Source organism: Sporosarcina sp. FSL W8-0480 (genome assembly GCF_037963765.1).
Classification (GTDB): domain Bacteria; phylum Bacillota; class Bacilli; order Bacillales_A; family Planococcaceae; genus Sporosarcina.
On the sequence record NZ_CP150166.1, the window covers coordinates 648,411 to 672,547 of the forward strand.

Here is a 24,137-nt window from a genome sequence, read left to right on the forward strand (position 1 = left end):
TTTTGAGGTATGTTAAAATTGGATAGTACCACTGATCCTTCCGTTATTACGCGGAGGGTTTTTTTTATGCCCTCTAAAAATGGGGAGGAACTATCATGTTAGTAGGTAGGATTCGTAATATGTTGTACTCAATTGGTGAGACAGTCATTTTGGATAAAGTATCTGCGGAATTGACTGCAGGTGCATGCATTGCAGTGGTTGGAGCAAATGGGGCAGGGAAGTCAACGTTGCTGTCATTGCTTGCGGGGGAATTGACGCCAAATGCAGGCGGGATTGATTGGATAGGGAAAAAGCCTAACATCACTTACTTTAGGCAAGAACAGGCGGATGAGGGCGATGTGGATTGGGGGCTGACGGAAGCAGCTTACTACCGCTCAAAATGGAATGTGCCAAAGCAGGCTAACTATTCTTCTGCGAGTGGTGGTGAACGGATGAAGATGCGTCTTTCCGCGGCACTTTCTGAAAAAAGTGATCTTGTTTTATTAGATGAGCCGACAAATCATTTGGATGCTCGAAGTCTGGATGAATTGGTGAGGGTTATCAAAGAAGGAAATGCGACCTATATGATCGTATCGCATGATAGGCATTTCATCGACAGGACGGCGGATGTTGTGTTCGAAATTGAGCATGGAAAACTAACTGTATATGAAGGAAATTATTCGGCATACCGTGATCAGAAGGAAATGCAACGGGCAATACAGGAAAAGCATTTCAACCAACAACAACGGAAGATTGCTTTGGTGGAAGAGCAGATTACGCAACTTGGAGAGTGGTCGGAGAAAGCGCATAGGGAATCCACGAAAAAGGGTGGTGCGAAAGAATATTGGCGGATGAAGGCGAAGAAGAAGGATGTTCAAATCCGTTCGAAACGGACGCGGCTTGAGGCTGAGCTTGAGAAAGATAGGATTGAGAGACCCGAAGATGAACATACAGTCGAATTCGATGTGAAGGGAAGACGGAAAAAAGGGCATCGTGTGCTTGAACTGAAGGAAGTAGGTAAAGCATTTGGTGGGCGGAAATTATTCGCTGATGTGTCTTTCACTGTCCAGGCGGGTGAACGGATTGCATTAGTCGGCGAAAATGGTAGTGGAAAATCAACGCTTTTCCGAATGATGATGGGGCAGGAGGATTTCGATGGAGACCTTTGGCTGACAAAAGGCATGTCGATTGGGTATATGAGCCAAGCGGTGTTGGATTTGCCAGAAGATGTGACGTTGGCGAATTATTTCCACGCCGAAACATTTGAGGAACAGGGTTTGATACGCATCCAATTGACAAATCTTGGTTTCAACGAAAAACATTGGGGGTTGCCGCTTGGAAAACTGAGCCAAGGGGAGCGTGTGAAAGTAAAGTTAATGGAGTTTATCCGGGAAGGGACGGATGTGTTGCTGCTGGATGAACCGACGAACCATTTGGATTTGCCGTCAAGGGAGCAGTTGGAGAAGACATTGTCGACCTTTCCGGGAACTTTGTTATTCGCTTCGCATGATCGCTATTTCACGGAAAGGATGGCGGATGGCTTGCTTTTGTTTGAAGAGGGGGGGCTCCGGAAATTGCCGATGACGTTATGCGAATGGGAGGAGAGAAAAGCTGTCTCTAACAAGCCGTCAGCCGCTGAGGAGAGGATGCGTCTTGAAACTGAATTGCAGGCGGTATTGGGGAAACTAAGCATCGCGAAGTTAGGGAGTCCAGCTTATGCTGATTTGGATCGGACATTTAATGAGCTTAGTAGGAAATTAAGGGAGTTAAAATAGATAGGGGAAAAAGCCGCTGAGGATGAGTTTCTGAGGCGGTTTTTTATGTGCTGAATTTTGCCTACCATCTTGCTGCGTAAGACAACATGGTTTCACACTTATCCAAGAAGGGCCCATTGTGCATTAATAGATTCGCGATGTTTAGACAACCATAAAATTCCCCAACATAAAGAGAGGAGGCGATTCTGAATGCTTTTTGAAATAAAATCTGTAAGACACCAACCCGGTATGATTTCATTCTCATGGAATGACGTTGGTGGATTTTACAATGTATACAAAGACGGCAAGCATCTCTATGAAGGGGACGCTCCTGAGTTCCAGGATGGTGACCTTGAACAGGGAAAGGTTTATCAATATGTAATAGAACGTGTCGAAAACAATCAAGTGGTCGATGTAATTGCCATGCAAACTTCCGCATTTGCGACCGAGAAAAATGTCGAAAACCCTTTGCAGTCGCTTGTCGTGACCGCAATTGTCGCAAGAACGCAAATTGTATTGTCTTGGGAAGAGATCAATGACGTTGAAGAGTACGCGATTTATCGCAATGGGGAATTTTTGGCGATGGTGAATGCGAACCGGTTTATTGACCGAGATATTGATGTCGACCAATCATATGTGTATTTGATCCGTTCAAGGCGTCCAATTCGTAAATCGGGTGAGCGTTATGCTTCTGTAAAGTCAGTGCTTTCCATTGTTTTTGGAGCACTGACTGCATCAAGAAAAGAAACTGCCATCGAGACGTTTACAACAGTCAAATTGATTGGAAAACCGAATACTATTCTGCGACCGATGAATGAGCGGGAACAGGAGCCGGAATCCATCGATCAATGGCGATTCCGCTATACAACATTCTTGGCTGACGAATGGGTAAGAAACCCAAATCCACTATCACCTAATCACTATTTTAAAGGGGACGGACGTGGCTTTGATCCGATTGGGGAAGGGTTTCGAACGCGTGTGGATATCGAGCTTGCGTACGATGAAAAGGGAGAACCGATGAGATTCACGAAAGATGTGGGCCCATCAATTTCATATGATCATTTGAAACGCTTCAGGGAGAAAGCAAAAGCATCCGCGGATGGCATTACAATGAAACGAATCGATCGTAAGAAAGGGGGAAGTGGCTTTATCCTAACGCATTGCATTGGAAATCCATTGGCCGCTGCTCCTTCAATTGACTATGAGGTGACTGCCGATTTTAATAGGGAAGGCACTTTCGATATGTCGGGCTACTTCGACCCGGCGCCTCACCATGAAATCTATTTGATGAAAGGACGTGGCGATAGATGGCGTCCCATCCTTCAAGTTGAAAGCAGGGGACTGGCCTTCATGTCGGACGCAATCGCTTATCATTATTGGCGCTGTACGAATTTTGAGTGACTCAGAGTTTTGACAACGGAATAATACCTTGTTATAATTACCTTGAATTCAAGATAAAATATTGATCATTCGATTTTTGATAAATGAAATCAAGGAGGATTTACGATGAAGCATATTTTCAAGTTAGGGGCGAATAAATCAAAGCCGACTCTGCTTTTATTACATGGAACTGGTGGAACGGAGCAGGATTTGATTCCACTTGCAGGGATGATTGACCCTGACGCATCTGTATTAAGTGTGCGAGGTAATGTGTCTGAAAACGGGATGCCACGCTTTTTCCGCCGCCTATCGGAAGGCGTTTTCGATGAGGAGGACCTAATCTTCAGAACGAATGAATTGCATACGTTCTTGGATGAAGCAGCCCTTGAGCATGGATTCGACAGGTCGAATATTGTCGCAATCGGCTACTCGAACGGTGCGAATATCGCGGGAAGCTTACTGTTCCACTATGCCGATTCATTGAAAGGTGCAATCTTACATCATCCGATGGTGCCAAGACGTGGAATAGAATTGCCTGATTTGTCGGGGGTTCCAGTGTTCATCACCGCAGGAAAGAATGATCCGATTTGCCCAGCGCAGGAAACGGTTGACCTAAATGAATTGCTTGTTGGTGCAGGTGCGAAGACGGAAGTTCATTGGGAGATGAATGGCCATTCATTGACAAGGACGGAAGTTGAAGCAGCTGCGGATTGGTATCAGAAGAGCTTTTAAGGATTTGAAGGATATAATGAAAAGCCGGTTTAAAGTCCGGTTTTTTGTTTAAAGACTACTGTCTGAATAGCCTGATAGATGTGGTTTTATGTTATACTTTAGGTAGGAATGAAACTATGGAAGGAAGATGCTTGTGTTATCAAAAGACCTCATCTTACAAGAGCTTTCCAATCATTTGCCTATGCTTTCAACCAAGTACGGCGTAAAACGAATCGGTCTTTTCGGTTCGTATGCCAGCGGCCACCAGACAGTAAAAAGCGATATGGATATTCTTGTTGAGTTTAAAGGAACGCCCATCACGTTTGATCGATATATGGAGTTGAAGTTTTTCTTGGAAGACACTTTTGCACTGCCAGTGGATTTAGTTATCAATGATGATGTAAAGCCGGGGTTGCGACCATATATAATGGAGAATATTATGTATGCTTAGGGATACTGATGTCTTTTTAAACGATATTATAGAGGCTTGTACTAAAGTGATAAAGTACACTAACGGCATGGATTATGAATCATTTATGGATAATGATCTGGTTGTAGACGCTGTCATTAAAAATATTCTCGTTATCGGTGAGGCGGTAAAAAATTTACCGACCCCTTTCAGAAGTACACACTCAGGTATAGAGTGGAGAAAGATGGCCGGTATGAGGGATATGCTAATACATGGATACTTTTCTGTTAACTATCAAATACTTTGGGATGTCGTGAAAAATAAACTGCCAGAATTAAGAACACAACTGTTAGATATTATCAATAAGGAATCGTAAAGCCGATCCATCAAGGTTCGGCTTTTTGTGTATAATCATTTCGCTTTTTCAGGGCGTGGCCAAATAAAATACGAAATGGAAAGAACGAAATCAATCCCTAAAATGAGCAGCCACAGCCTTAGCATATCGAAAAGGGATGAGGTTCTCTGCGGGTCGTCAATCCAGTAAATCATGACGGCTAAAAACGCGCCTCCAATTATAAATGCCAGCACATGTTGCAGTGACCCCTTCATGGAGTGCTTTGCGTAGGCCATTCCCGCCCTTCGAACAGGTTTCTTTCCTTGTTTTTGAATATAGTACAAAAAGCGTTCATCCGCCCAGCGGATCATGCTTTTACCGAACGCGATTGAAACTCCAAGGTAAATCGCCGCAAGTGCATGAACCTGTGTGGCGGTTGCACCATTGTATAAATCATTAGCTGTAACAATCAGTAAAAAGAGGTCCAGGACAGGGGTGAGGGCAAGGAAAAATAGGCCGAGCCGTTTTCGGTTGAAGATATACCGGGTGATTAATCCAGCAGCAATGACGACCCAGAATCCAATTTCACAAGCTATGATGATCCACGCGATGAAATTCATTCGAACACCTCGGTGATTAAGATATATTCATTGAATCGTAACATAGAGTAATAATTATATTCAATGGTTATTGGAGAAATACGGGTTTTATGGTTAAATGTCGGAGGAAGTGAGTGTTTTGCGCTCAAGAAAGGGGCTCGGGCGCTCAAGAATCCACCAAAGCGCTCAAGAATCCGTAACTGCGCTCAAGAATCTGTCAAAGCGCTCAAGAAGGGTCCCCAACGCCCAAGAATCTAAATCCGCGCTCAAGAAGGTGCCCCCCGCGCCCAAGGTCCACTAACCCGGCAACTCAATCCGAAATGTCGTCCCTACGCCTTTCGCGCTCTCCACAGAAATCGTCCCCCCGTGCAAGGCGACAAGCTGTTTTACAATCGACAGCCCCAACCCGAATTCGCCATAAGGATTTGTCGTCCGTGAATCAATCGCCTTGTAGAATCGGCCCCAAATGTTCTCGATTTCTAAGGGGTCCATTCCGATGCCTGTATCCTCGATTTCAATAACTGTGCGATCATCCCGCGTATACCCCCGCAGATAGATCACTCCGACTTCCGTGAACTGAATGCTGTTTTTCGTGATATTGATCAACACCTGTGTGAGCCGATCGTAATCTGCAAAAACAGTCACTTCTTGCGAAACTTCTACAATTATTTTATCCCCACGTTCTAACGCGGTATCTTCAAGTTGCTCCTTGATGATCTCCAACAATTCCTTCAGTTGAATTTCTTGCTTTTCAAGCACTACTTGATTGGAACGGATTTTTTCATAGTCCAGGTTTTCATTCACAAGACGGATCAGCCGCATCGTTTCATTGCTTGCAAGCTGAAGACCGCGTTCCTTTTCCGATTCCGAAATCATATCGTTCCGCAACCCTTCGATGATGCCTCGGATAGTCGTGAGGGGTGTCCGTAATTCATGGGAAACGTCCGCCATAAATTGCCGTCGCCGATTTTCTAAATTCTCGATTTCCTCCGCCGATGCCGCAAGCTTTTCGACCATTCCGTTGAAGTCTCCTGCAAGTTCGCCGATTTCATCGATACCTTTTGTCGGTATCCTCACATCGTAATTCCCGTGCGCAACATTTGCGGTTGCGTTCCGTAGCCTTTTGATTCGCCTACCGTGGAATGTGGATAATATTCCACTCAGCAATAACGCGATGGATAGTGCAATGAACGTCGTGTAGATCAAGTAGTTATTCAGTTGCGAAATGATTTCCCTTGAGCCTTTGATGGGCGATGTTAATAAAATACCGCCGACGAAATGATCCCGATGAAAGTAGGGGAGTAGGACGTAGGTGACGTCCTGCTCGAATCGTTTGTATTCCTGTTTCACGGTGATCGCCTTGCCGTTTTGCAATTCTCGCCATTCTTCTACATTTAATTCGATCAATGGAGTCTCCAATCCGGTGGAATAAATGATTGCGGACTTTTCATTGAACAAACTGTATTGGATATCCCGGCCTTCCAACACATGCCCGTATGATTTCAATATTTCCCTTGAACTGCCTTGGACTTGCTCGATATCACGTAAAATCGATTTTCCGTATGTGGCAAGCTCCTCTGTTTTATTGTCGTAAACGAACTGCTCTACAAAATGCGAGAACAGCAAACTGAGGATTAAAAACGCGATGATGATGACGCTGAAATGACTCACTAATTGTTGATAGAAGTATTTGATCTTCATTCGGAATCACCGATTGTCTCGTCAAAGCGGTAGCCGACGCCCCAAACCGTATGGAAAAATGGTTGTTTCGCCTTGGACACTTTTGATCTTAACCTTTTAATATGCACGTCTACTGTCCGGTCATCGCCGTAAAAATCATAGCCCCACACACGATCGAGCAGCTGTTCACGCGAAAACACTTGTTTTGGATGTTGGATGAAAAACTGTAGTAGGTCAAATTCTTTTGGCGTCAGATTGGGTACAGGCTCGCCATCCAACAACACTTCTCGGGTCATCGTATTTATTGTAAAATGTTCCGTTTTTAACACTGTTTCATCTTGTTCGGGCTTTTTCGAGACCGTGTAGCGTCGTGTAACGGCCTTGATGCGTGCCATGAGGGCAAGGGGGCTGAATGGTTTCGTTACATAATCATCGGCACCCATCTCAAGGCCAAGTACTTGGTCAGATTCACTGTCTTTTGCTGTGAGCATAATAATCGGCACTGGACTCTTGCTCTGACGAAGCTTCCTGCAAATCGACACCCCGTCCATCCCTGGCAGCATCCAATCGATGATCAAGCAATCCCAATCTTCTGAGCTTGCCCGTTCATATCCCTCCAACCCATCTTTCACAAACTCTCCATCAATCCCTTCCTTTTCAAAAAACAGCTCAATCATGGAAGAAACACTTTCGTTATCTTCTATTACAAGGATTTTCATTGAAATTCCCCTCTTTTCGTAAACCATTTGTTACTTGAAATTATACAGGTATTTTAAAAACAAAAAACTATAAAAGCTTGTGGAATATCGCCGTTTTAGTGAGTGGTCATTCAATTCTGTATGAATTAAATACTTTATAAATTCATTAATTGTTACAAAGTTATTCCGGGATAATTGTGAAGGATATGTGAAATGCCCAGAATGAATTGAAGGATTTACCGCACCGTGTTAAAGTTGCATTGTAAATACATGTTATTGAAAATAGAAAGTGAGGAAGATGGAAATGAAGACGAATGGAATCATCTTTATCATTGCTTTTCTCATAGCTTTTGGCGGTGGCTACTTGTTCTTCGGTCAAAGCGAAAAAGGCGGAACGGACCAGGCGAATGTACAATCCACTACATCGCAAAACACTGATAAGGCGGACGTTAAAGAGGATGTTTCCTCGGTTCCGGCAGAAGCGGAAGCTCTAATGAACAACAGCTGTTTATCATGCCATGCGGTAAGTTCAATGGGGCTTGAAGGTGGAACAACTGGTCCGGATCTTTCTAATGTCTTTATGAATATAGAAGGAAAACACGGAAAAGATTTGGATGCATTTTTACAAGAACCAACGACGGCGGTTATGTCGGGTGTAATTTCAGGCGACCCATTGTCAGATGAAGAACGTACTGAAATCGTTAACTTTTTGAAGAAAGCTTCAGAACAATAAAAATTGAGGTGAACAACATTGAACCCATTGAATAAAGCACTTACGAATCGAATCATGTCCGCTATCGTTGGAATAGCGGCCGGCCTCTTAGTTGCTTTTGTGTTTTTTGCAGACTTCAATAAGACGGATCAAAATGCGGGCGAGAACAAATCGAAAGCTGAGAAAGTGTATGTACCATACGGAGAAAAAGACGAGTACTACATGATGACCTCAGGTGGACACTCGGGACAATTATTCGTTTACGGTCTACCGTCAATGCGTAAAATCAGAACGGTTCCTGTATTCACGCCAGATCCGGCGACAGGATACGGATATGATGAAAAGTCTAAAGAGATGTTAGGTGGCTACACATGGGGGGACTTCCACCACCCTGCTATATCAGAAACAGCGGGCGAATATGACGGGAAATTCCTCTTTGCAAATGACGTAGGGAACAATCGGGTCGCTGCTGTTGACTTGAGTACTTTCCATACTGTAGACATCATGTCATTACCGAATATGGGTGGACCTCACGCTGGTGTTTTTGTCACTGAAAATACGGAGTACATTGCTTTGCCAACACGATTTGCACGTCCTTTAGATGGAAAGTTTGCAGATCTTGATCAATACGAAACAGAGTATAAAGGCGTTGTCTCGATGACTACATTTGACCAGGAGAAGAAGAAATTTGAATTGGCTTACCAGATTGTCCTTCCACCTTGGTCATACGATTTATCGGATGCAGGTAAGAAAATGTCGAGCGATTGGATTGTCATGACAACATATAACTCCGAATTCGCTACAACAAACTTGGAAATCAATGCCTCACAAAATGACCGAGATTATATTGTTCTCTTCAACTGGAAGAAGCTTGAGGAAGAAGTGTCAGCAGGGAATTACGATGATGTGAATGGTGCCAAGATGATTGACCCACGAAAGCATAAAGGTGCAATCTTCGCAGTACCTGTTGCAAAATCTCCGCATGGTGTCGACGTGACGCCTGACGGTACACGTTTCATCGCATCAGGTAAACTTGCGCCGATGATGACGGTGTTTTCATTCCAAAAGGCTTTTGATGCAATTGAAAAAGGTGAATTCACGGATGAGCAATTCGGAATTCCAGTACTTGCTTATGAAGATGTAATGGAACGTGAAGTGGATCCTCCAGGTGCCTTAGGACCTCTTCATACACAATTCGATGATCGTGGAAATGCATTTAACACAATGTTCATCTCTTCTGAAGTTGTTAAATGGAATATCGAAACAGGGGAAGTCATCGACCGTGCGCCGACTTACTTCTCACCTGGTCATGCTACTGCAACTGAAGGGGATACGGTTTCACCAGACGGTAAATGGCTCGTTGCATTGAATATGATTGCGAAAGACAATTTCCTATCCGTTGGGCCATCTCACCCTGAATCAATGGACCTTTACGATATTTCGGGAGATAAGATGGAGCATATGATGGCTGTTCCGGTAGACCCAGAGCCGCACTATGCCCAAATCATCCACCGGGATAAGATCAATACGATCAAGATTTATCCAAAAGAGGAAGACCGAAAGAATTCAGTTTGGAAACAGGATGACACAAGAATTGAGCGTATTGGCAATGAAGTTCATGTATACGGAATTGCAATGAGATCGAAATTCATCTTCGACGCGAAATCAGAGCGTCCTGATGCCGTCACTGTAAAAGAAGGAGATCGCGTATACTTCCATTTGACAAATATCGACCTTGACCAAGATATTACGCATGGATTCGGTATTAACGACTACGACTTGAACTTCGAAGTTCAGCCGGGTCAAACAAGTACATTGGAATTCGTGGCTGATAAACCAGGCGTCTATCCGATCTACTGTACTAACTTCTGTTCAGCGCTCCATCAGGAAATGAGCGGATATTTATTGGTTGAACCAAAATAAGAGCGGTACAGAAGGAGGTGGGAGCTTATGCCTCTCACCTCTATCCGCTATTTGGAGGTGCACCCCTATGAAAGGGAGACTTTCCGTAGCAGCTATGATCAGTCTTATAATAGCTGCAATACTTACTGCATTAACATTATTCGTGCCTTGGTGGGGGATGAAATTCTACGCCCCACAATATCCAGAGGGTCTTGATATCATCGTATATCCGACAACTTTGGCAGGGAATATCGATATTGTGAATGGGCTGAATCATTACATCGGAATGGCTGAATTTAGCAATGAATCTTTTCCGGAATTGAAATTCATGCCTTATATCGTTATTGGTTTTGCGATCTTGATTCTATTAGTCGCGATTATGCGTAGGAAATCATTCTTATATGGCCTTATCGTACTGTTCGTGGTGGGAGGAATTGTCGGGATTTTGGATATGTATAGATGGCTAAAGGAGTTCGGAACTAATTTGGATCCAATGGCACCGATCGAATTGGAGCCTTTCATACCGCCAATCATCGGGGAGAACGTAATTGCCAACTTCGTAACGCATAGCTATTTCACTTATGGCGGCTATATGCTTTTCGTCGTTTTCCTTTTAGTTCTTTATCCGCTATGGAAGGATAGGAAAAAGATATGAAAAGACTCGGATTGCTTGTCCTCATCTGTTTTTGGTCACTTATAGGTCATGCGGAAGCACAAGAGATAATTCCGTTGCAGCCGTTGATCGACCAGACGAAGGCGAATGGAGAACTTATACTTGACGCGGCTATATATGAAGGAAATGTTGTCATTTCGAAGCCGATAACGATAAAAGGAAAAAAAGGGACGGTTATCAAAGGAGATAAGACGGGTAATGTCATCGAAATCCGAAGTGACTCTGTTGTATTGGATACATTTTCAGTGGAAGGAAGCGGAATGGACAGAAGTTCGCATGAAGAATATTCGGCAATCCGTGTCATAGCGAACGGCGCAATCATGAGAAACTTGAACATCTCAGACAGCTTTCATGGCATCTATTTGAATAAAACGTCCGATACAACGATTTCCAATGTCGACATTGTCGGAAAAGGAACTGGCGAAATCGCCAATCAGGGCAATGGCATCCATATTGCCCGGTCAAGCAATAATCATATCGACCATAGTCGTATTAAACAAACTCGTGACGGTATCTATGTTGAATATTCGAACGGCAATGTCATCACTGACAATACAATTACAGATACCCGCTACGGATTGCATTATATGTACTCCAACAACAATGAATTCAAGAGGAACAGTTTCATCAAAAACGTTGGCGGGGCTGCAATCATGCAATCGGATCACATCTTGCTTGAGGAGAATAAATTCTCATTCAACCAAGGATCACGTTCATTCGGTCTGATTGTCCAGACAAGTCGGGATATCCATGTGTTGAACAACGAATTCCACTTGAATCAGCGTGGCCTATATCTCGAGCAATCTACAAGCAATGTAATTGAAGGAAATGAATTTTTTCAAAATCAAATTGGAATTGAGCTTTGGACCTCTTCAACAGCCCATGTATTTGTGAAAAATGAATTCAGGAAAAACCGGATTCATGCACTGACGGTCGGTGGAGAGTCGAATAATGATTGGTTCAGGAATGGGGAAGGGAACTTTTGGAATATGCCGATGTTCGACTTTGATAAAAACGGTGTCGGTGACGAGCCGTTTGAATATACATCTTCACTTGGTGAGTTGGTCGAGTCGAATGAACTTGCATATCTATTCCTTTCAAGCCCTGCGATTACAATCTTTGAAAAAGCAAATGAATTATTAACGTCCTATAAAGTGATGGCATACGACAAATATCCATTAATGAGCGATCGGAATGATAAAGGATTCACTTGGATAGTCGTTGCTGCTCTGCTTTTAGCTATCGGATTGGTTCTTTATAAGAAAAAGGCGGTGAGGAAATGATGTACGTATGGAAAGAGTTTCTTGAACAAACAAGAGGGAAGGGAATGTGGTTAGACATTGGTGTGCTGCTCCTCGCAACGATATTCCTCATTGCAGAGGCTCGTTCTTTCCCTGCAGACCTTGGATTTGAAGCGATGTTATTATCAGTCTTTGACATGAATATGTATATTTTGCCCCTTTTCGTCATGTTCCTTGCCTCTTTTTCGGTTTTTCAAGAGAAGGAATTAAAGACATCGATGATCCTGCTGACAAAAAGGGAGTCCACTTTCACTTTTCTGCTGAAAAAATCACTATCCATCCAATTGGTGCTTACAGCAGTTTTCATCGGTGCCTATTTCGTTCTTGCGCTTTTCATGAAAGCATTCTTGGCGTTTCACTTGGCAAGTTTCCTACATTTCTTATTGGTCATTACCGTGTTCTTGCTCATCTTCAACCAGCTTGGAATCTTCCTTGGTGTAGTGTGCAATACGAAAATGCAATTGGTCGGGGCGAATATTCTTACATGGTTTTTCGTAGTCTTCCTATTCGACTTGATGTTCCTGTACTTCTTGCCTGCAGTTACGTTCGATAACTTACGGTTCTTTTCATGGGTTTACTTCTTGGATCCAATTCATACGATGAGGTTTTACCTCGAAACGAATCTTGGTCTCTTCTCTTTAACTCATATGTCAAGGATGATGGAGAAATTTGTTTTCATGGATATGCGAGTCTTCTTGGCAATCAATGCGGTGCTATGGCCGGGACTGCTTTTCGGGCTTTCAAACCTCTTCCGGAACGGAGGGACAATTGATGATTAACTTACAAAATGTAACATACGCCTATCAGAAGAAGAAAGTGCTTGATGATATCAATCTGCATATCGAGATAAATGAAAGATGTGCATTGGTCGGGCGAAACGGTGCAGGTAAATCTACGATGATCAAAACAATGTTAGGCTTGCAGCCAATGCAAAAAGGGACCATTTCTCTTGGCGGTATCTCGAATAAAAAACAAGGTTGGAAAAAGATTGTTTCGTATTTACCGGAAAAATTCCATTTGTATCCACATTTGACAGGTGAAGAAAATATTCGTTTTTTCGCTTCACTTGATGCTAAAAAAATTGATGAAGAGCGCATTATTGAAATGTTGAAGATGGTGTCTTTATATGAATCCCGCGGGGAGCAGATCACGGGGTATTCGAAAGGCATGCTGCAACGATTGGGCCTTGCGGTAATCCTTTACTATGATTCAGATATCATCATCTTGGATGAGCCGACGAGCGGCCTTGACCCAATGGGACGTAAGGAAATTCTGCAAATCATAAAGTCATTGGAGAATAAAACGATTCTGATGGCTTCCCATCATTTATCCGAAATTGAAAAGGTTTGTACGCATGTCGCTTATTTGGAGAATGGTAAGGTGACAAAATATACTATCGAGGAATTTATCCGAGTTCAGATGAAGGAGGAATACGCATGAAAAGGTTGAGTGCCGCATTATTGGCTATTCTGTTGTTGCTTGCAGGATGCGGCGGGTCGAAAATCGATATTGCATTAGATACTGCGCCCGATTCGGTAAAGGGAACCACCTCAGATATGATTGTGAAGGTGACTAAAGGCGATGAGCCAATTGACGATGCAAAAGTTTCCGGCTCACTTGAAATGGCAAAGATGGATCATGGCAGCATTGACGTCGAATTTGAGTCAATCGGTAATGGCTTATATCGCGGGCAAGTGGAGTTGCCGATGGGCGGCGATTGGATTGCTGACGTTGAAGTCGACGCTGCCGGTGAAACCGCGACTACCATTTTGACATTCGAAGTTAAAGAGAGATGAAATCGATGAAAAACAAATGGTGGATTTTCATAATTCTTGTAGTGGCGCTTACAATGAGTGCTTGTGGTAAGCAGGAAGTCGAGACAAAGACGCAAGGTACTCCAGTGGATAATACTCCTGTGGAAAATGCGGAGAAGGAGGCAATCGTTAAGATTGACGGAACCCTCTTCGACAAAAGTGATTTGGAATTCTACACACTGATGCAAGTTATTAACATTGAGCTCGCTCGTAATGAAAACAATAATGATTATGTAAATGAACGACTTAAACAGTTCGAAAATAGTAATGTCCAATTACAGACGTTAATCGAAATTCACGCAATGTCACTTTTAGCAAAAGAGAAAAATTACTTCATCCCACCTGAAAAGCTTGAAAAGAAAGTGGCTGAGTTCATGTCATCGGTTGATGGAAATGAAAAAATCGAAAACATGCTATCGGATTTTGGAGAGGCAGAAGTGAACAGTCGAATCCGCAGCTATTTCGAGAAGGTGATGCTTCAAAACCGGGTTGTTGCAGATCTTGAAAAACAAGTTCAAGAAAGTCTGCCTAATGCTTCTGACCAGGAAATAGCTTATGAAGTGACCAAGCAGTACGAGGAATTGTATATGGATCAGATCGGCGATTTGGAACTCAAGATTTATATGAAATGAGAAGGGGACATTGATAATTCTTGTCCTTTAAGCTCTTTTCAAAACCGCACTTACTTATGATACGGTTCACCGCGGTATATCTAAATGAGGTTTTTCATAAGTAAGATATAAATGTTTTTATGTAATTAGATAGTACCTGTTGCACCCCTGAATATTTACCGATAATGAAGTCCACTTGTATGTTGTGAGTGAGACCATTGGTTGATATATTTTAAATAGAAATATAATTTTTAAGGGGAAAGCAGGGGAATGAATGTTCATTGGATTAGTAGTATTGGCAGGTTTACTTTTGTTAGGATTAGTATACGAACAAGTTTCAAGGCGCAGAGATGCAAGAAGACTCCATGCCGGTGAAATGATTGATGTTGGCGGCCATCGTCTTCATCTAACGGATACTGGTCAAGGTAGTCCCACGGTCGTCCTTATTCATGGCGCGGGTGATAGCTCTTATTCATGGATCCATATTCGTAAAGAATTATCTAAGTTTACTAGAGTTATTACTTATGATCGTGCGGGTATGGGCTCAAGTGATCCCGGTCCCGTGTCAACTCCCGAACATAACATCAAAGAACTTAAGAACCTGATAGATAAGATTGATGCCCCTGGACCATATGTGCTTGTGGGTCATTCTCTGGGAGGACTGATTGCCCGACTCTATGCATTAAACCATCCTAATCAGGTAGCTGGCTTAGTGTTTTTGGATTCGACGCATGAGTTTCTAAAGGATGATGTCAAGTTCAAGCAGGGCTTTGCCATTATCGGCTTTATGCTGAAGATACTAAGACTACTGTCTCCATTCGGTATTCCTCGATTCCTTGGTAATATTTTAGGCATTATTCCGATGTATGGTAATGAACTTTCATATTATAAACAACAGCTAAGTGCTGAAGAATATATGCAATGGAAAGGGGTGGTTTACAGTATCTTTGCCGGAGGGGTAGCTGGAGCGGAATTCAAAGGTGCATGGGCACACCTTGATATAGCGGCGAATCAATTAAATAACTGTATGGAAAAACCACAGTTTGGTGACCTTCCGATTGCTGTTGTAAACAACCCAGGATTTGGTGTCGAATGGACCGAGATGCAAAGAGAACTGGCCTCCCGGTCAACCAACCATATCCATAAGATTAGTGATCGTAAGGGACACAGTCTGCAAATGCCCCGTCCCGAATATGTTATTGAAGCAATCCATCACGTAGTAGAACAAGTACGGAAACGTAACGGCCGTACTCTATCCGAGTCAAATCAGGAACAAAAAATTTAATTCATTTAACTTATGTCCATAATATCCTTGCCTTAGTTCTTCAGCTATATTTATAAGGAATTGATACCGTTCTTTAAAGAAAAAGGTAATTCAATAAAAGGCTGAAATACACTTATATAAATGAGGTGCACCCCAAAAGTTGGAGTCGAAAATCTAACTTTTGGGGTGTTTTATTATGGTTAAATATGCTGGTGATTTAAATGCTTCTTCGCTTGAAATCATATCCATTTTATCACCCTCCTTTATTCCTAAAGGCCCGATTGATGAACAGACATTTTATGTAGCATACGCACCGTTGCTTGAAGTGCAGGCGCCGACTCCAGGAGGATCAGCGTGAGCGGCATGCCTTTCGCGACCGAGGAGGCTCAAGCCACGACCTCCGGAAAGCGTGCGCCGGAACGGAAAGCAACATTCATAGCTTTATCTATATTGTAAAAAAAACTGTAGGCAAACACCAAAATTCATGGTGCTTGTCTACAGTCTGAACGCCGAAATCTGGGCGTTTTGTTTGTGATCTGTATTACAATTTGCCTGTTAATAAAAATGCTAATAGGCAAGTTTTTATCATCGTTTTTTTCTTCCCATTAACCGAACTCGTTGCCTATTTTGTTTACTCTTTTACTTTAATCATTTTCAACTCAATCGAAGCGCCGTATGGATGGATGATGACGCCTTTGACGTTCGGTTTTTGTAAATATGCTTTTCCTTCGAAGTAGAGTGGACCAAGTGTGCCGTCTTCAACAAGCATTAATTTCTCAGCATCAATCAACATTTGAAGGCGTTTCTTTTCATCCGGTTCGACAAGGGCATTGTCGATCAACTTCTTATACTCTTCGTTATAGTAGTTCCCTCGCAGGCCACGAAGCGGTTCGCCAATCCAAAGGCTTAAAATGTCCATTGCATCGTTATAGTCAGCCCCCCAACGGGAAATCCCCATTTGGAATTCGCTTGCTCTCATTGCATCAAGGCGTCCGCTGTACGGTTTCGTATCGATTTGTACATCGATGCCAAGATTCTTTTTGAATTCACTTTGAAGGAAGATCGCTGTGTCTTTCGCAATCGTGTCATCAGCTGTCAAAATTTTAAGCGGCGGCAGTTCGCCTACTTCGGCAATTCCTTTTTCCAAGTATTCTTTTGCCTTAGCAACGTCCATTTTGACATGATTCCCGCTTAGCTCGCGGAATGTCTTATCGCCGTCACCGTGCACACCTGCAGCTACTAATCCGTAAGCAGGGGCGGATCCGTTGTTCAAGACTGTTTTTGTCAATGTCTCTGCGTCATACGCGAGTTGGAAAGCTTTACGGATATTGACGTTGTCAAATGGCTTCTCCAGGAAGTTGAACTGTAAATACCAGGAGATGAATTCAGTCTCTGTGCCGAATTCTGCGCTGTCCTTGTAGGAGTCTACATCAGAGGACGCCAAGTAGACGCGGTCCAATTCTCCGGCTTCATATAGGTTCAATGCAGTGCTTTGTTCTTTAATGACTTTCATCGTCACCTTATCTACGTCTACATTATCAAAATCCCAATACTCTTTGTTCTTCACTAATGTGACACCTTGCGCTTGATTGTATTCGGTCAATACGTACGGACCGTTATACAAAATAGCATCAGCAGTCAATGCGAATTTGTCTTCGCCGACTTCGTTGATGAATTTCTCATTCAGAGGGAAATATGTGACGAAAGCCGTTAACCCAAGGAAAAATGGTGTCGGTGCTTTAAGGGTAACGACGAGCGTTTTCTCATCGGGTGTTTCAATCGCGACTGCAGTTGCATCAGCCTCACCTTCATAAAACTCCAGTCCGCCTACAATATAATCGGATAAAATATTGTAATATGCGCCCGCTGTATCGGGGTGCATGGCCCGCAACCAGGAGTACTTGAAGTCAAATGAAGTGACGGGGTCGCCATTGCTCCATTTGATACCGTCGCGTAATTGGAATGTATACGTCAATTTGTCGTCTGAAACCTTAACGTCTTTTGCCATAGCAGGCTGTGGTTCATTGTTTTCGTCCAAACGGTAAAGCCCTTCCATGACGTTGTTCAACACGGAGAATGAAATGCCGTCCGTTGTCAACACTTGGTTCAAGTCAGGAATATCATTTGCAAGGCTCAAGTTGACGACCTTTTCCTTCCCGCTTTTTTCGCCGACTTTTTCACCATCATTGCTCTTGGATCCACTGAAGCCGCAACCGCTCAAAAAGACGGCCATTACCAAAGAGAGTACAAGAAAAAAATTGAACTTTGTTTTCATTGAAATCCTCCTATTCTACTTAACTGCAATCATACTTTCAGTACAAGCCTTCATGTAAGCTCCGAATAAGCGCATGGAAAACTGATCAGCATTTTGCATCAACGCCTCAGGATGCCATTGGACGCCGACGACGAAATGGTGATTCGTACTTTCGATCGCTTCAACAATGCCGTCGCTTGCTTTGCCGGAGACGATTAGCGGAGAAGGGACATCTTTCAGTGCTTGGTGATGGAACGAATTCACCAAGATTTTATCGGTAGCGGCGATAGACTCAAGAATCGTGCCCTTTTCAATATGCACAGCATGTGATTGGTGTTCCCGCTTCGCGTTTTGGTTGTGCTGCAATATCGGATTGGTATTTTGCGAGATGATGTCCTGGTAAAGCGTACCTCCGAGAGCGACATTCAGCAGCTGGTGACCTCTGCATATGCCAAGAATCGGTTTATCCAGCTTGAGCATATGCCTCAAAAGCTCCAATTCAATTGAATCTCTTTCAGGTGTCACGTTTCCAAGCTGCGGCAAAGGTTCTTCGTTGAATAGTAGAGGGTTCACATCGCCTCCACCTGAAATGATTAATCCATCGAGTAGTGTGGTGATTTGCTCTACGTCGCTTTCCACCCCGGTTGGAATGACAAAAGGTATGCCACCACTTGCGATGACCGCCTGGATGTACGTGTTTTGAAGCATGTGTGCAGTTGAATCTATGTTGGAAGTGATGCCAATGGTCGGTTTCAATCTCAATCCCCCTTTTTTAGTAGTGAATGAAAGTTTTTGAATCTCCATGACCCATCAGAATAGTCTGACGAATATGTTGTTATAACCTTATCAAACCTGAAAGAACCTTTCAAGGTGTTTTTTAACTATTTTACCTATTCATCTTAGTTGAAATATATTATTTAATGGAATATACAAACTAATTTGATTACATGGTTGAAATAAGTTGTTACAAGCTTTATACTTATTTGAAAATAAAGAGAATGGGAGGGTTCAAAATGTCTGAGCTACTTGTAACGGTAGAGAGGGGCCCATTGGTAGAAAGTTTACATAGAGGTGACATCGCAATTGTCAATGCAAGAGGGGAAGTCATTTCGTCAATAGGAGATATTGAAAAGGTAATATTTGCTCGTTCGTCGATGAAACCGTTACAAAGCATTCCAATTATCGAAACGGGTGCAGCCGATCATTTTCAATTCGACGATGGAGATTTGGCATTGGCCTGCGCTTCCCATAACGGTGAAAAGCAACATACAAAAAGGGCCGAATTGATTCTAAGCCGATTGGATTTGGAAGTGGCCAATTTAAAATGTGGTACACATCCTCCGATGTTGCAGGAGACTTATGAAGAACTGATTAAAAGTGGCGGTGATAGTACACCGATCCATAATAACTGTTCCGGAAAACATAGCGGAATGTTGACGACGGCGAAATATATGAATGAATCGTTGGATGATTATTATAAAATCGAACATCCAGTTCAACAGAGAATCCTATCCGTCATTAGCGAGTTGACGGATGTACTTGTGGAGGATATCCAAATCGGAACAGACGGATGCGGCGTCCCAGTACATGGGATTCCGTTGCGGAATTTGGCACTCGGGTTTGCAAGGATGGCTGATCCGAGCGGATTAATAGAATCACGGCAACAATCAATCGGCCGGGTAACGGCAGCGATGATGAATGCGCCGGAAATGGTTGGCGGTACCTCACGCTTCTGCACTGATTTCATGAAGCATATGGGTCGAAAGATGTTCGGCAAATCCGGTGCGGAAGGGGTTTATTGTGTAGGGGTGCCAAAAGCGGGCATTGGGATCGCCGTCAAGATTGAGGATGGCAATAGCCGTGCGACAAACGCCGTCATCATGGAAATCCTTAGCCAGATGAACTTGATTGATGAGCAGGAAGCAAAAGCTCTTGAGCGTTATCATTTCCCTGCCCTGTTGAATGTGCGGAAAGAGAAGGTGGGTGTGTTGAAGCCCGTGTTTTCGATTTACCAAAAGGTATAAGACGAACCTATGAATAGGAAATTCATGTGAAGGGGTGAAAGGGATGAAGAAATTCATTGTCGTCAGAGTCGTTAATATCATCATGACACTTGTCGTTATTGCGACAGCTACATTTTTTTTGATGAAACTGTTGCCGGGATCGCCATTTGATGAAGAAAAGCTGGCCGGTCTTTCGGAAGAGGCAAGGATTGAATTCTATGCCAGATATGGACTTGATAAGCCAGTGATCCTGCAATACGGAATCTATATGGGGAACTTGGTGAAAGGCGACTTGGGAACGTCCTTTTACTTCAAAGGGCAAAAGGTTGAATCGCTCATCAAAGGTAGAATCGGGCCATCTGCATTACTTGGCTTGCAGGCAGTCATTTTAGGAATGTCTATCGGTCTCATTTTAGGGATGATTGCAGCATTCAGACATAATACGGCTTGGGATTACTTCACGATGTTCATTGCCGTAATTGGTGTTTCGATACCGAACTTCGTCTTTGCTGCATTGCTGCAATATTATATTGGGTTGAAATGGGGAATCCTCCCCGTTGCTTTCTGGGAGAACTATAGCAGTTCGGTGTTGCCGACTATCGCTCTAACGATGATGGTCATTGCCCTTATCGCACGATTCACGCGGAACGAAATGCTTGAAGTACTCCAGCAAGACTATATTTTGACCGCAAAATCAAAAGGACTTTCAAAATGGAGAGTCATTTTCAACCACACACTTAGAAATTCACTCATCCCAATCATTACAATATTGGGTCCAATCACCGTTAGCTTGCTCACGGGATCTTTAGTTATTGAAAATATTTTCGGTATACCAGGGATCGGAAGCTTGTTCGTTGACTCGATCAAGGTGAATGATTACACGACAATAATGGGATTGACGTTATTTTACAGTGCGTTTTATATCCTTACCATTTTAGTCGTCGATTTATTATATGGAATCATTGATCCGCGAATACGTCTGACAGAGTCGAAGGGGTGAGGGGGATGGCTAACAACAGCGTAAAAGAATATGATGGCCGAGTGGATGAGTTGATCGATATGGATTTCGAAGAAAATTCTTTTGAAGTCGTTGGCTACCAAAAAGATTCACAGGATGTCATCACTCGACCACAAATGAGCATGTTCAAGGAAAGTTGGATTCGTCTTAAGAAAAATAAAGGGGCGATGCTGAGCTTGGTCATCCTCTCTATTCTTATCGTTATGGCGATTATCGGTCCATATCTTAATGAATATTCTTATGAGCAAACCGATTACGATAATGTGTATCAGAAGCCAAGTGGCGAGCATTGGCTTGGGACGGACCGGTTTGGCCGGGACCAATGGACGCGGATTTGGGAAGGAACAAGAATATCCTTATATATAGCTTTTTTAGCGGCGACTCTTGATTTGATCATTGGTGTTATGTATGGTGCTGTTTCTGCTCTATTAGGCGGACGAGTGGATAATGTGATGCAACGAATTATTGAAGTGTTGGTCGGTATCCCGAATCTCATTTTAATCATCTTACTCATCATGTTGATGAAACCGGGAATTGTAACGATTACCATTGCGATGGTTATTACAGGTTGGGTTAATATGGCGAGGCTTGTCCGTTCCCAGGTATTTAAACTGAAGACGCAGGAATTCATTCTCGCCTCAAGGGCTTTGGGTGCAACGAACGGTAGGCTCATCAAAGAGCATTTCATTCCGAATACGCTTGGCCTCATCATTGTCAATATGATGTTCACGATACCTGCGGCAATTTTCACGGAAGCATTTTTAAGCTTCATTGGCCTTGGGTTACAGGAACCACTCGCCTCTTTGGGTGTATTAATAAATGACGGATTCCAGGCAATGAGAAACCATTTCTATCTATTGCTATTCCCAGCATTGGTCATTGTCGGACTTATGGTCTGCTTCAATCTATTGGCAGACGGTCTTCGAGATGCACTCGATCCGAAAATGAAAAAGTGATGTATTGGATCTATTGAATAAGAGAGGGGGATTTCAATGAAGCCATTACTGGAAGTGAAAGATTTACATGTATCGTTCCATACCCAGGCGGGAGTTGTCAAAGCCGTCAGGGGTGTCGATTTTACGATAAATAAAGGTGAGACATTGGCTATTGTAGGGGAGTCGGGATCGGGCAAATCGGTCACATCCAAAGCAATCATGAAACTTTTGCCCGACAAAGTCGCTACATATGATGGCGGACAGGTCCTTTTCGACGGTCAAAACCTGCTTGAAGCTTCAGAGCGGCGAATGGAGGTTGTCCGCGGCTCGGAAATCGCCATGGTGTTCCAAGATCCGATGACGGCGCTGAATCCTACGATGACAATCGGAAAGCAAGTCGCAGAAAGTGTCATGAAACACCAAAAGTTATCGAAAAAAGAGGCGCAGAAACGTGCCGTTGAAATATTGGAACTTGTTGGCATACCGGAGCCTGCCACCCGCGTGAATCAGTACCCTCATCAGTTTTCGGGAGGGATGAGGCAGCGCGTCGTCATCGCAATCGCTATTGCCTGCAATCCGAGGCTTCTCATTGCGGATGAACCGACAACGGCCTTGGACGTAACGATTCAGGCGCAGATTTTAGATTTATTGAAAGACATCCAGAAACGGATGGGCACGGCGATCATCCTAATTACCCATGATTTAGGCGTCGTTGCTAATATGGCGGATAAAGTCGCGGTCATGTATGCAGGTAAAATCGTTGAAGAGGGGACAGTCAATGAAGTCTTCTATGAATCGCAGCACCCTTATACGTGGGGTCTGTTGAAATCGATTCCCGACCTGGATGCCGAAGAGGTGCTGTACTCAATCCCGGGCTCACCTCCGGATTTATTGCACCCGCCTGTCGGGGACGCATTTGCTGTGCGGAATGAATTTGCATTGGCGATTGATTATAAAACCCAGCCGCCGATGTTCAAAGTGTCCGACAGCCATTATGCCGCAACTTGGCTGCTGCACCCAAAAGCGCCCGATCTCTCGTCGGTTATTCAAGTTAAGGAAAGGGAAAGGATCGCAGTCGCGAAAAAGAGGAAAAGTAAGATTGCAGATTCATCCCCGATAATCCAAGTAAAAGACCTGCAGAAGCATTTTCATTTATCCGGGAACAAGCACTTGCGCGCAGTCGACGGCGTTTCTTTCGATATAAATAAAGGGGAAACGCTCGGTCTTGTTGGAGAGTCTGGATGCGGGAAGTCGACGACCGGCAGGACGATCATCCGTTTATATGAACCTTCTGGTGGAGAAGTCTACTTCAACGGGGAGCCCATTCACGGCCAGTTGAAGAAGGGGCAGGAAAATCGGATGAAACAAAAGATCCAAATGATTTTCCAAGACCCGTACGCTTCACTTGACCCACGGAAAAAAGTTCTCGATTCTGTCGCGGAGGGCATCGATATCCATCGACTAACAGCCAGTCCGAAAGACAGGAAGGATATTGTACAAAACCTGCTTGAAGTCGTCGGACTAAATAAGGAGTTCATGAATAGGTATCCGCATGAATTTTCAGGGGGTCAAAGGCAACGGGTTGGCATCGCACGCGCCTTGGCGGTGAACCCCGAAGTGATCATTGCGGATGAGCCGATATCCGCACTCGATGTGTCGATTCAGGCCCAAGTCGTAAATTTGCTGAAGGACTTGCAGTATGAGAAGAATTTAACGTATTTATTTATCGCGCATGATATTTCGATGGTGAAATATATAAGCGATCGCATCGGTGTCATGTATTTAGGGAATCTTGTTGAGCTTGCCCCAACGAAAGCGATCAGCGAAAATCCCCTTCATCCGTATACGCAGGCGCTAATGTCGGCTGTGCCTGTACCGGATCCAATGGAAGAACGGGGCAGGGAACGTATCGTTTTGACGGGGGATCTTCCGAATCCGATGAACCCGCCGACCGGATGCCGTTTTCGGACGCGCTGTCCATATGCAATGGAAAAATGTAAGGAGACTCCGATTTGGAAAGAAGCTGAAGAGAATCATTGGGTTGCTTGTCATCTCATCGATTGATCGAAGCGAGTCTACTGTCTATTGACCTATGGAATGATGGTA

Annotated in this window: 25 protein-coding genes; 20 read left to right on the forward strand and 5 right to left on the reverse strand. The window is 43.6% G+C overall.

The window, feature by feature from the left end; genetic code table 11:
* The first annotated feature begins 95 nt into the window (after positions 1–95).
* The 5 genes from NSQ43_RS03350 (at position 96) to NSQ43_RS03370 (ending at position 4,609) form a co-directional block, all read left to right on the forward strand.
* On the forward strand, positions 96–1,754 hold the full coding sequence (locus NSQ43_RS03350) for an ABC-F family ATP-binding cassette domain-containing protein (protein WP_339253002.1): 1,659 nt from the start codon (positions 96–98) through the stop codon (positions 1,752–1,754).
* Between the two features lie 189 nt (positions 1,755–1,943).
* Positions 1,944–3,134, forward strand: coding sequence for a DUF3238 domain-containing protein (locus tag NSQ43_RS03355; protein ID WP_339253004.1), 1,191 nt, complete (start codon positions 1,944–1,946; stop codon positions 3,132–3,134).
* Between the two features lie 105 nt (positions 3,135–3,239).
* Positions 3,240–3,845, forward strand: a complete 606-nt coding sequence (locus NSQ43_RS03360; protein ID WP_339253006.1) for an alpha/beta hydrolase — start codon at positions 3,240–3,242, stop codon at positions 3,843–3,845.
* Between the two features lie 127 nt (positions 3,846–3,972).
* Positions 3,973–4,275, forward strand: a complete 303-nt coding sequence (locus tag NSQ43_RS03365) for a nucleotidyltransferase family protein (RefSeq protein WP_339253008.1) — start codon at positions 3,973–3,975, stop codon at positions 4,273–4,275.
* A complete protein-coding gene (locus tag NSQ43_RS03370) occupies positions 4,268–4,609 on the forward strand; it encodes a DUF86 domain-containing protein (protein WP_339253010.1) in 342 nt (113 codons plus the stop codon). The genes NSQ43_RS03365 and NSQ43_RS03370 overlap by 8 nt, the downstream gene beginning before the upstream one ends.
* A 35-nt stretch (positions 4,610–4,644) precedes the next feature.
* Here NSQ43_RS03370 and NSQ43_RS03375 read toward each other — a convergent pair whose 3' ends face one another.
* Positions 4,645–5,187 carry a hypothetical protein gene (locus NSQ43_RS03375; RefSeq protein ID WP_339253012.1) on the reverse strand — a complete coding sequence of 181 codons (543 nt, stop codon included), beginning with the start codon at positions 5,185–5,187 and terminating at the stop codon, positions 4,645–4,647.
* Between the two features lie 118 nt (positions 5,188–5,305).
* Between NSQ43_RS03375 and NSQ43_RS03380 the strand changes: the two genes are divergently transcribed.
* A complete protein-coding gene (locus tag NSQ43_RS03380; RefSeq protein ID WP_339253014.1) occupies positions 5,306–5,467 on the forward strand; it encodes a hypothetical protein in 162 nt (53 codons plus the stop codon).
* Here NSQ43_RS03380 and NSQ43_RS03385 read toward each other — a convergent pair.
* Positions 5,464–6,867 (reverse strand): HAMP domain-containing sensor histidine kinase, encoded by a 1,404-nt coding sequence (locus NSQ43_RS03385; protein ID WP_339253015.1) that lies wholly within the window; start codon positions 6,865–6,867, stop codon positions 5,464–5,466. The genes NSQ43_RS03380 and NSQ43_RS03385 overlap by 4 nt on opposite strands.
* The gene (locus tag NSQ43_RS03390; RefSeq protein ID WP_339253017.1) at positions 6,864–7,565 is read right to left on the reverse strand and encodes a response regulator transcription factor; all 702 of its coding nucleotides are present in this window, start codon (positions 7,563–7,565) and stop codon (positions 6,864–6,866) included. Before NSQ43_RS03390 ends, NSQ43_RS03385 begins: the two co-directional genes overlap by 4 nt.
* Positions 7,566–7,848: 283 nt before the next feature.
* On the opposite strand from NSQ43_RS03390, the gene NSQ43_RS03395 reads away from it, so the two are divergent.
* From NSQ43_RS03395 to NSQ43_RS03440, 10 genes are all read left to right on the forward strand, one after another.
* Entirely contained in the window at positions 7,849–8,277 is a 429-nt protein-coding gene (locus NSQ43_RS03395) for a c-type cytochrome (protein ID WP_339253018.1), read from the forward strand.
* Between the two features lie 54 nt (positions 8,278–8,331).
* On the forward strand, positions 8,332–10,179 hold the full coding sequence (gene nosZ, locus NSQ43_RS03400; RefSeq protein WP_339254778.1) for a Sec-dependent nitrous-oxide reductase: 1,848 nt from the start codon (positions 8,332–8,334) through the stop codon (positions 10,177–10,179).
* A 67-nt stretch (positions 10,180–10,246) separates the two neighbouring features.
* Positions 10,247–10,813, forward strand: coding sequence for a hypothetical protein (locus NSQ43_RS03405; protein WP_339253019.1), 567 nt, complete (start codon positions 10,247–10,249; stop codon positions 10,811–10,813).
* Positions 10,810–12,114: a nitrous oxide reductase family maturation protein NosD gene (nosD, locus tag NSQ43_RS03410; RefSeq protein WP_339253021.1), complete on the forward strand. Its 1,305-nt coding sequence runs from the start codon at positions 10,810–10,812 to the stop codon at positions 12,112–12,114. The genes NSQ43_RS03405 and nosD overlap by 4 nt, the downstream gene beginning before the upstream one ends.
* Positions 12,111–12,911 (forward strand): copper ABC transporter permease, encoded by an 801-nt coding sequence (locus tag NSQ43_RS03415; protein WP_339253023.1) that lies wholly within the window; start codon positions 12,111–12,113, stop codon positions 12,909–12,911. The genes nosD and NSQ43_RS03415 overlap by 4 nt, the downstream gene beginning before the upstream one ends.
* Positions 12,904–13,572, forward strand: coding sequence for an ABC transporter ATP-binding protein (locus tag NSQ43_RS03420; RefSeq protein ID WP_339253025.1), 669 nt, complete (start codon positions 12,904–12,906; stop codon positions 13,570–13,572). Before NSQ43_RS03415 ends, NSQ43_RS03420 begins: the two co-directional genes overlap by 8 nt.
* A complete protein-coding gene (locus NSQ43_RS03425; RefSeq protein WP_339253027.1) occupies positions 13,569–13,928 on the forward strand; it encodes a FixH family protein in 360 nt (119 codons plus the stop codon). The genes NSQ43_RS03420 and NSQ43_RS03425 overlap by 4 nt, the downstream gene beginning before the upstream one ends.
* A 5-nt stretch (positions 13,929–13,933) precedes the next feature.
* On the forward strand, positions 13,934–14,578 hold the full coding sequence (locus tag NSQ43_RS03430) for a hypothetical protein (protein WP_339253029.1): 645 nt from the start codon (positions 13,934–13,936) through the stop codon (positions 14,576–14,578).
* 253 nt (positions 14,579–14,831) lie between these two features.
* Entirely contained in the window at positions 14,832–15,842 is a 1,011-nt protein-coding gene (locus NSQ43_RS03435; protein ID WP_339253031.1) for an alpha/beta hydrolase, read from the forward strand.
* A 175-nt stretch (positions 15,843–16,017) separates the two neighbouring features.
* A complete protein-coding gene (locus tag NSQ43_RS03440; RefSeq protein ID WP_339253033.1) occupies positions 16,018–16,179 on the forward strand; it encodes a hypothetical protein in 162 nt (53 codons plus the stop codon).
* 273 nt (positions 16,180–16,452) lie between these two features.
* Here the strand turns inward: NSQ43_RS03440 and NSQ43_RS03445 are convergent, their stop codons facing one another.
* Both NSQ43_RS03445 and NSQ43_RS03450 read right to left on the reverse strand, forming a co-directional pair.
* Positions 16,453–18,096 (reverse strand): peptide ABC transporter substrate-binding protein, encoded by a 1,644-nt coding sequence (locus tag NSQ43_RS03445; RefSeq protein WP_339253035.1) that lies wholly within the window; start codon positions 18,094–18,096, stop codon positions 16,453–16,455.
* A 15-nt stretch (positions 18,097–18,111) separates the two neighbouring features.
* Positions 18,112–18,831, reverse strand: a complete 720-nt coding sequence (locus NSQ43_RS03450; protein ID WP_339253037.1) for a gamma-glutamyl-gamma-aminobutyrate hydrolase family protein — start codon at positions 18,829–18,831, stop codon at positions 18,112–18,114.
* 257 nt (positions 18,832–19,088) lie between these two features.
* Here NSQ43_RS03450 and NSQ43_RS03455 point away from each other — a divergent pair, with 257 nt between their 5' ends.
* From NSQ43_RS03455 to NSQ43_RS03470, 4 genes are read left to right on the forward strand one after another with little or no spacing between them, the layout of a single operon-like run.
* The gene (locus NSQ43_RS03455) at positions 19,089–20,099 is read left to right on the forward strand and encodes an asparaginase (protein ID WP_339253039.1); all 1,011 of its coding nucleotides are present in this window, start codon (positions 19,089–19,091) and stop codon (positions 20,097–20,099) included.
* Between the two features lie 43 nt (positions 20,100–20,142).
* The gene (locus tag NSQ43_RS03460) at positions 20,143–21,078 is read left to right on the forward strand and encodes an ABC transporter permease (RefSeq protein WP_339253041.1); all 936 of its coding nucleotides are present in this window, start codon (positions 20,143–20,145) and stop codon (positions 21,076–21,078) included.
* A 5-nt stretch (positions 21,079–21,083) separates the two neighbouring features.
* Positions 21,084–22,052 carry an ABC transporter permease gene (locus tag NSQ43_RS03465; protein ID WP_339253043.1) on the forward strand — a complete coding sequence of 323 codons (969 nt, stop codon included), beginning with the start codon at positions 21,084–21,086 and terminating at the stop codon, positions 22,050–22,052.
* A gap of 36 nt (positions 22,053–22,088) precedes the next feature.
* On the forward strand, positions 22,089–24,095 hold the full coding sequence (locus NSQ43_RS03470; protein WP_339253045.1) for a dipeptide ABC transporter ATP-binding protein: 2,007 nt from the start codon (positions 22,089–22,091) through the stop codon (positions 24,093–24,095).
* Positions 24,096–24,137 lie beyond the last annotated feature (42 nt).

Coding starts and splice junctions, on each gene's coding strand:
- NSQ43_RS03350 (WP_339253002.1), top strand. CDS start 96: ATGTTAGTAGGTAGGATTCGTAATATGTTGTACTCAATTGGTGAGACA.
- NSQ43_RS03355 (WP_339253004.1), top strand. CDS start 1,944: ATGCTTTTTGAAATAAAATCTGTAAGACACCAACCCGGTATGATTTCA.
- NSQ43_RS03360 (WP_339253006.1), top strand. CDS start 3,240: ATGAAGCATATTTTCAAGTTAGGGGCGAATAAATCAAAGCCGACTCTG.
- NSQ43_RS03365 (WP_339253008.1), top strand. CDS start 3,973: ATGCTTGTGTTATCAAAAGACCTCATCTTACAAGAGCTTTCCAATCAT.
- NSQ43_RS03370 (WP_339253010.1), top strand. CDS start 4,268: ATGCTTAGGGATACTGATGTCTTTTTAAACGATATTATAGAGGCTTGT.
- NSQ43_RS03375 (WP_339253012.1), bottom strand. CDS start 5,187: ATGAATTTCATCGCGTGGATCATCATAGCTTGTGAAATTGGATTCTGG.
- NSQ43_RS03385 (WP_339253015.1), bottom strand. CDS start 6,867: ATGAAGATCAAATACTTCTATCAACAATTAGTGAGTCATTTCAGCGTC.
- NSQ43_RS03390 (WP_339253017.1), bottom strand. CDS start 7,565: ATGAAAATCCTTGTAATAGAAGATAACGAAAGTGTTTCTTCCATGATT.
- NSQ43_RS03395 (WP_339253018.1), top strand. CDS start 7,849: ATGAAGACGAATGGAATCATCTTTATCATTGCTTTTCTCATAGCTTTT.
- nosZ (WP_339254778.1), top strand. CDS start 8,332: ATGTCCGCTATCGTTGGAATAGCGGCCGGCCTCTTAGTTGCTTTTGTG.
- NSQ43_RS03405 (WP_339253019.1), top strand. CDS start 10,247: ATGAAAGGGAGACTTTCCGTAGCAGCTATGATCAGTCTTATAATAGCT.
- nosD (WP_339253021.1), top strand. CDS start 10,810: ATGAAAAGACTCGGATTGCTTGTCCTCATCTGTTTTTGGTCACTTATA.
- NSQ43_RS03415 (WP_339253023.1), top strand. CDS start 12,111: ATGATGTACGTATGGAAAGAGTTTCTTGAACAAACAAGAGGGAAGGGA.
- NSQ43_RS03420 (WP_339253025.1), top strand. CDS start 12,904: ATGATTAACTTACAAAATGTAACATACGCCTATCAGAAGAAGAAAGTG.
- NSQ43_RS03425 (WP_339253027.1), top strand. CDS start 13,569: ATGAAAAGGTTGAGTGCCGCATTATTGGCTATTCTGTTGTTGCTTGCA.
- NSQ43_RS03430 (WP_339253029.1), top strand. CDS start 13,934: ATGAAAAACAAATGGTGGATTTTCATAATTCTTGTAGTGGCGCTTACA.
- NSQ43_RS03435 (WP_339253031.1), top strand. CDS start 14,832: ATGTTCATTGGATTAGTAGTATTGGCAGGTTTACTTTTGTTAGGATTA.
- NSQ43_RS03440 (WP_339253033.1), top strand. CDS start 16,018: ATGGTTAAATATGCTGGTGATTTAAATGCTTCTTCGCTTGAAATCATA.
- NSQ43_RS03445 (WP_339253035.1), bottom strand. CDS start 18,096: ATGAAAACAAAGTTCAATTTTTTTCTTGTACTCTCTTTGGTAATGGCC.
- NSQ43_RS03455 (WP_339253039.1), top strand. CDS start 19,089: ATGTCTGAGCTACTTGTAACGGTAGAGAGGGGCCCATTGGTAGAAAGT.
- NSQ43_RS03460 (WP_339253041.1), top strand. CDS start 20,143: ATGAAGAAATTCATTGTCGTCAGAGTCGTTAATATCATCATGACACTT.
- NSQ43_RS03465 (WP_339253043.1), top strand. CDS start 21,084: ATGGCTAACAACAGCGTAAAAGAATATGATGGCCGAGTGGATGAGTTG.
- NSQ43_RS03470 (WP_339253045.1), top strand. CDS start 22,089: ATGAAGCCATTACTGGAAGTGAAAGATTTACATGTATCGTTCCATACC.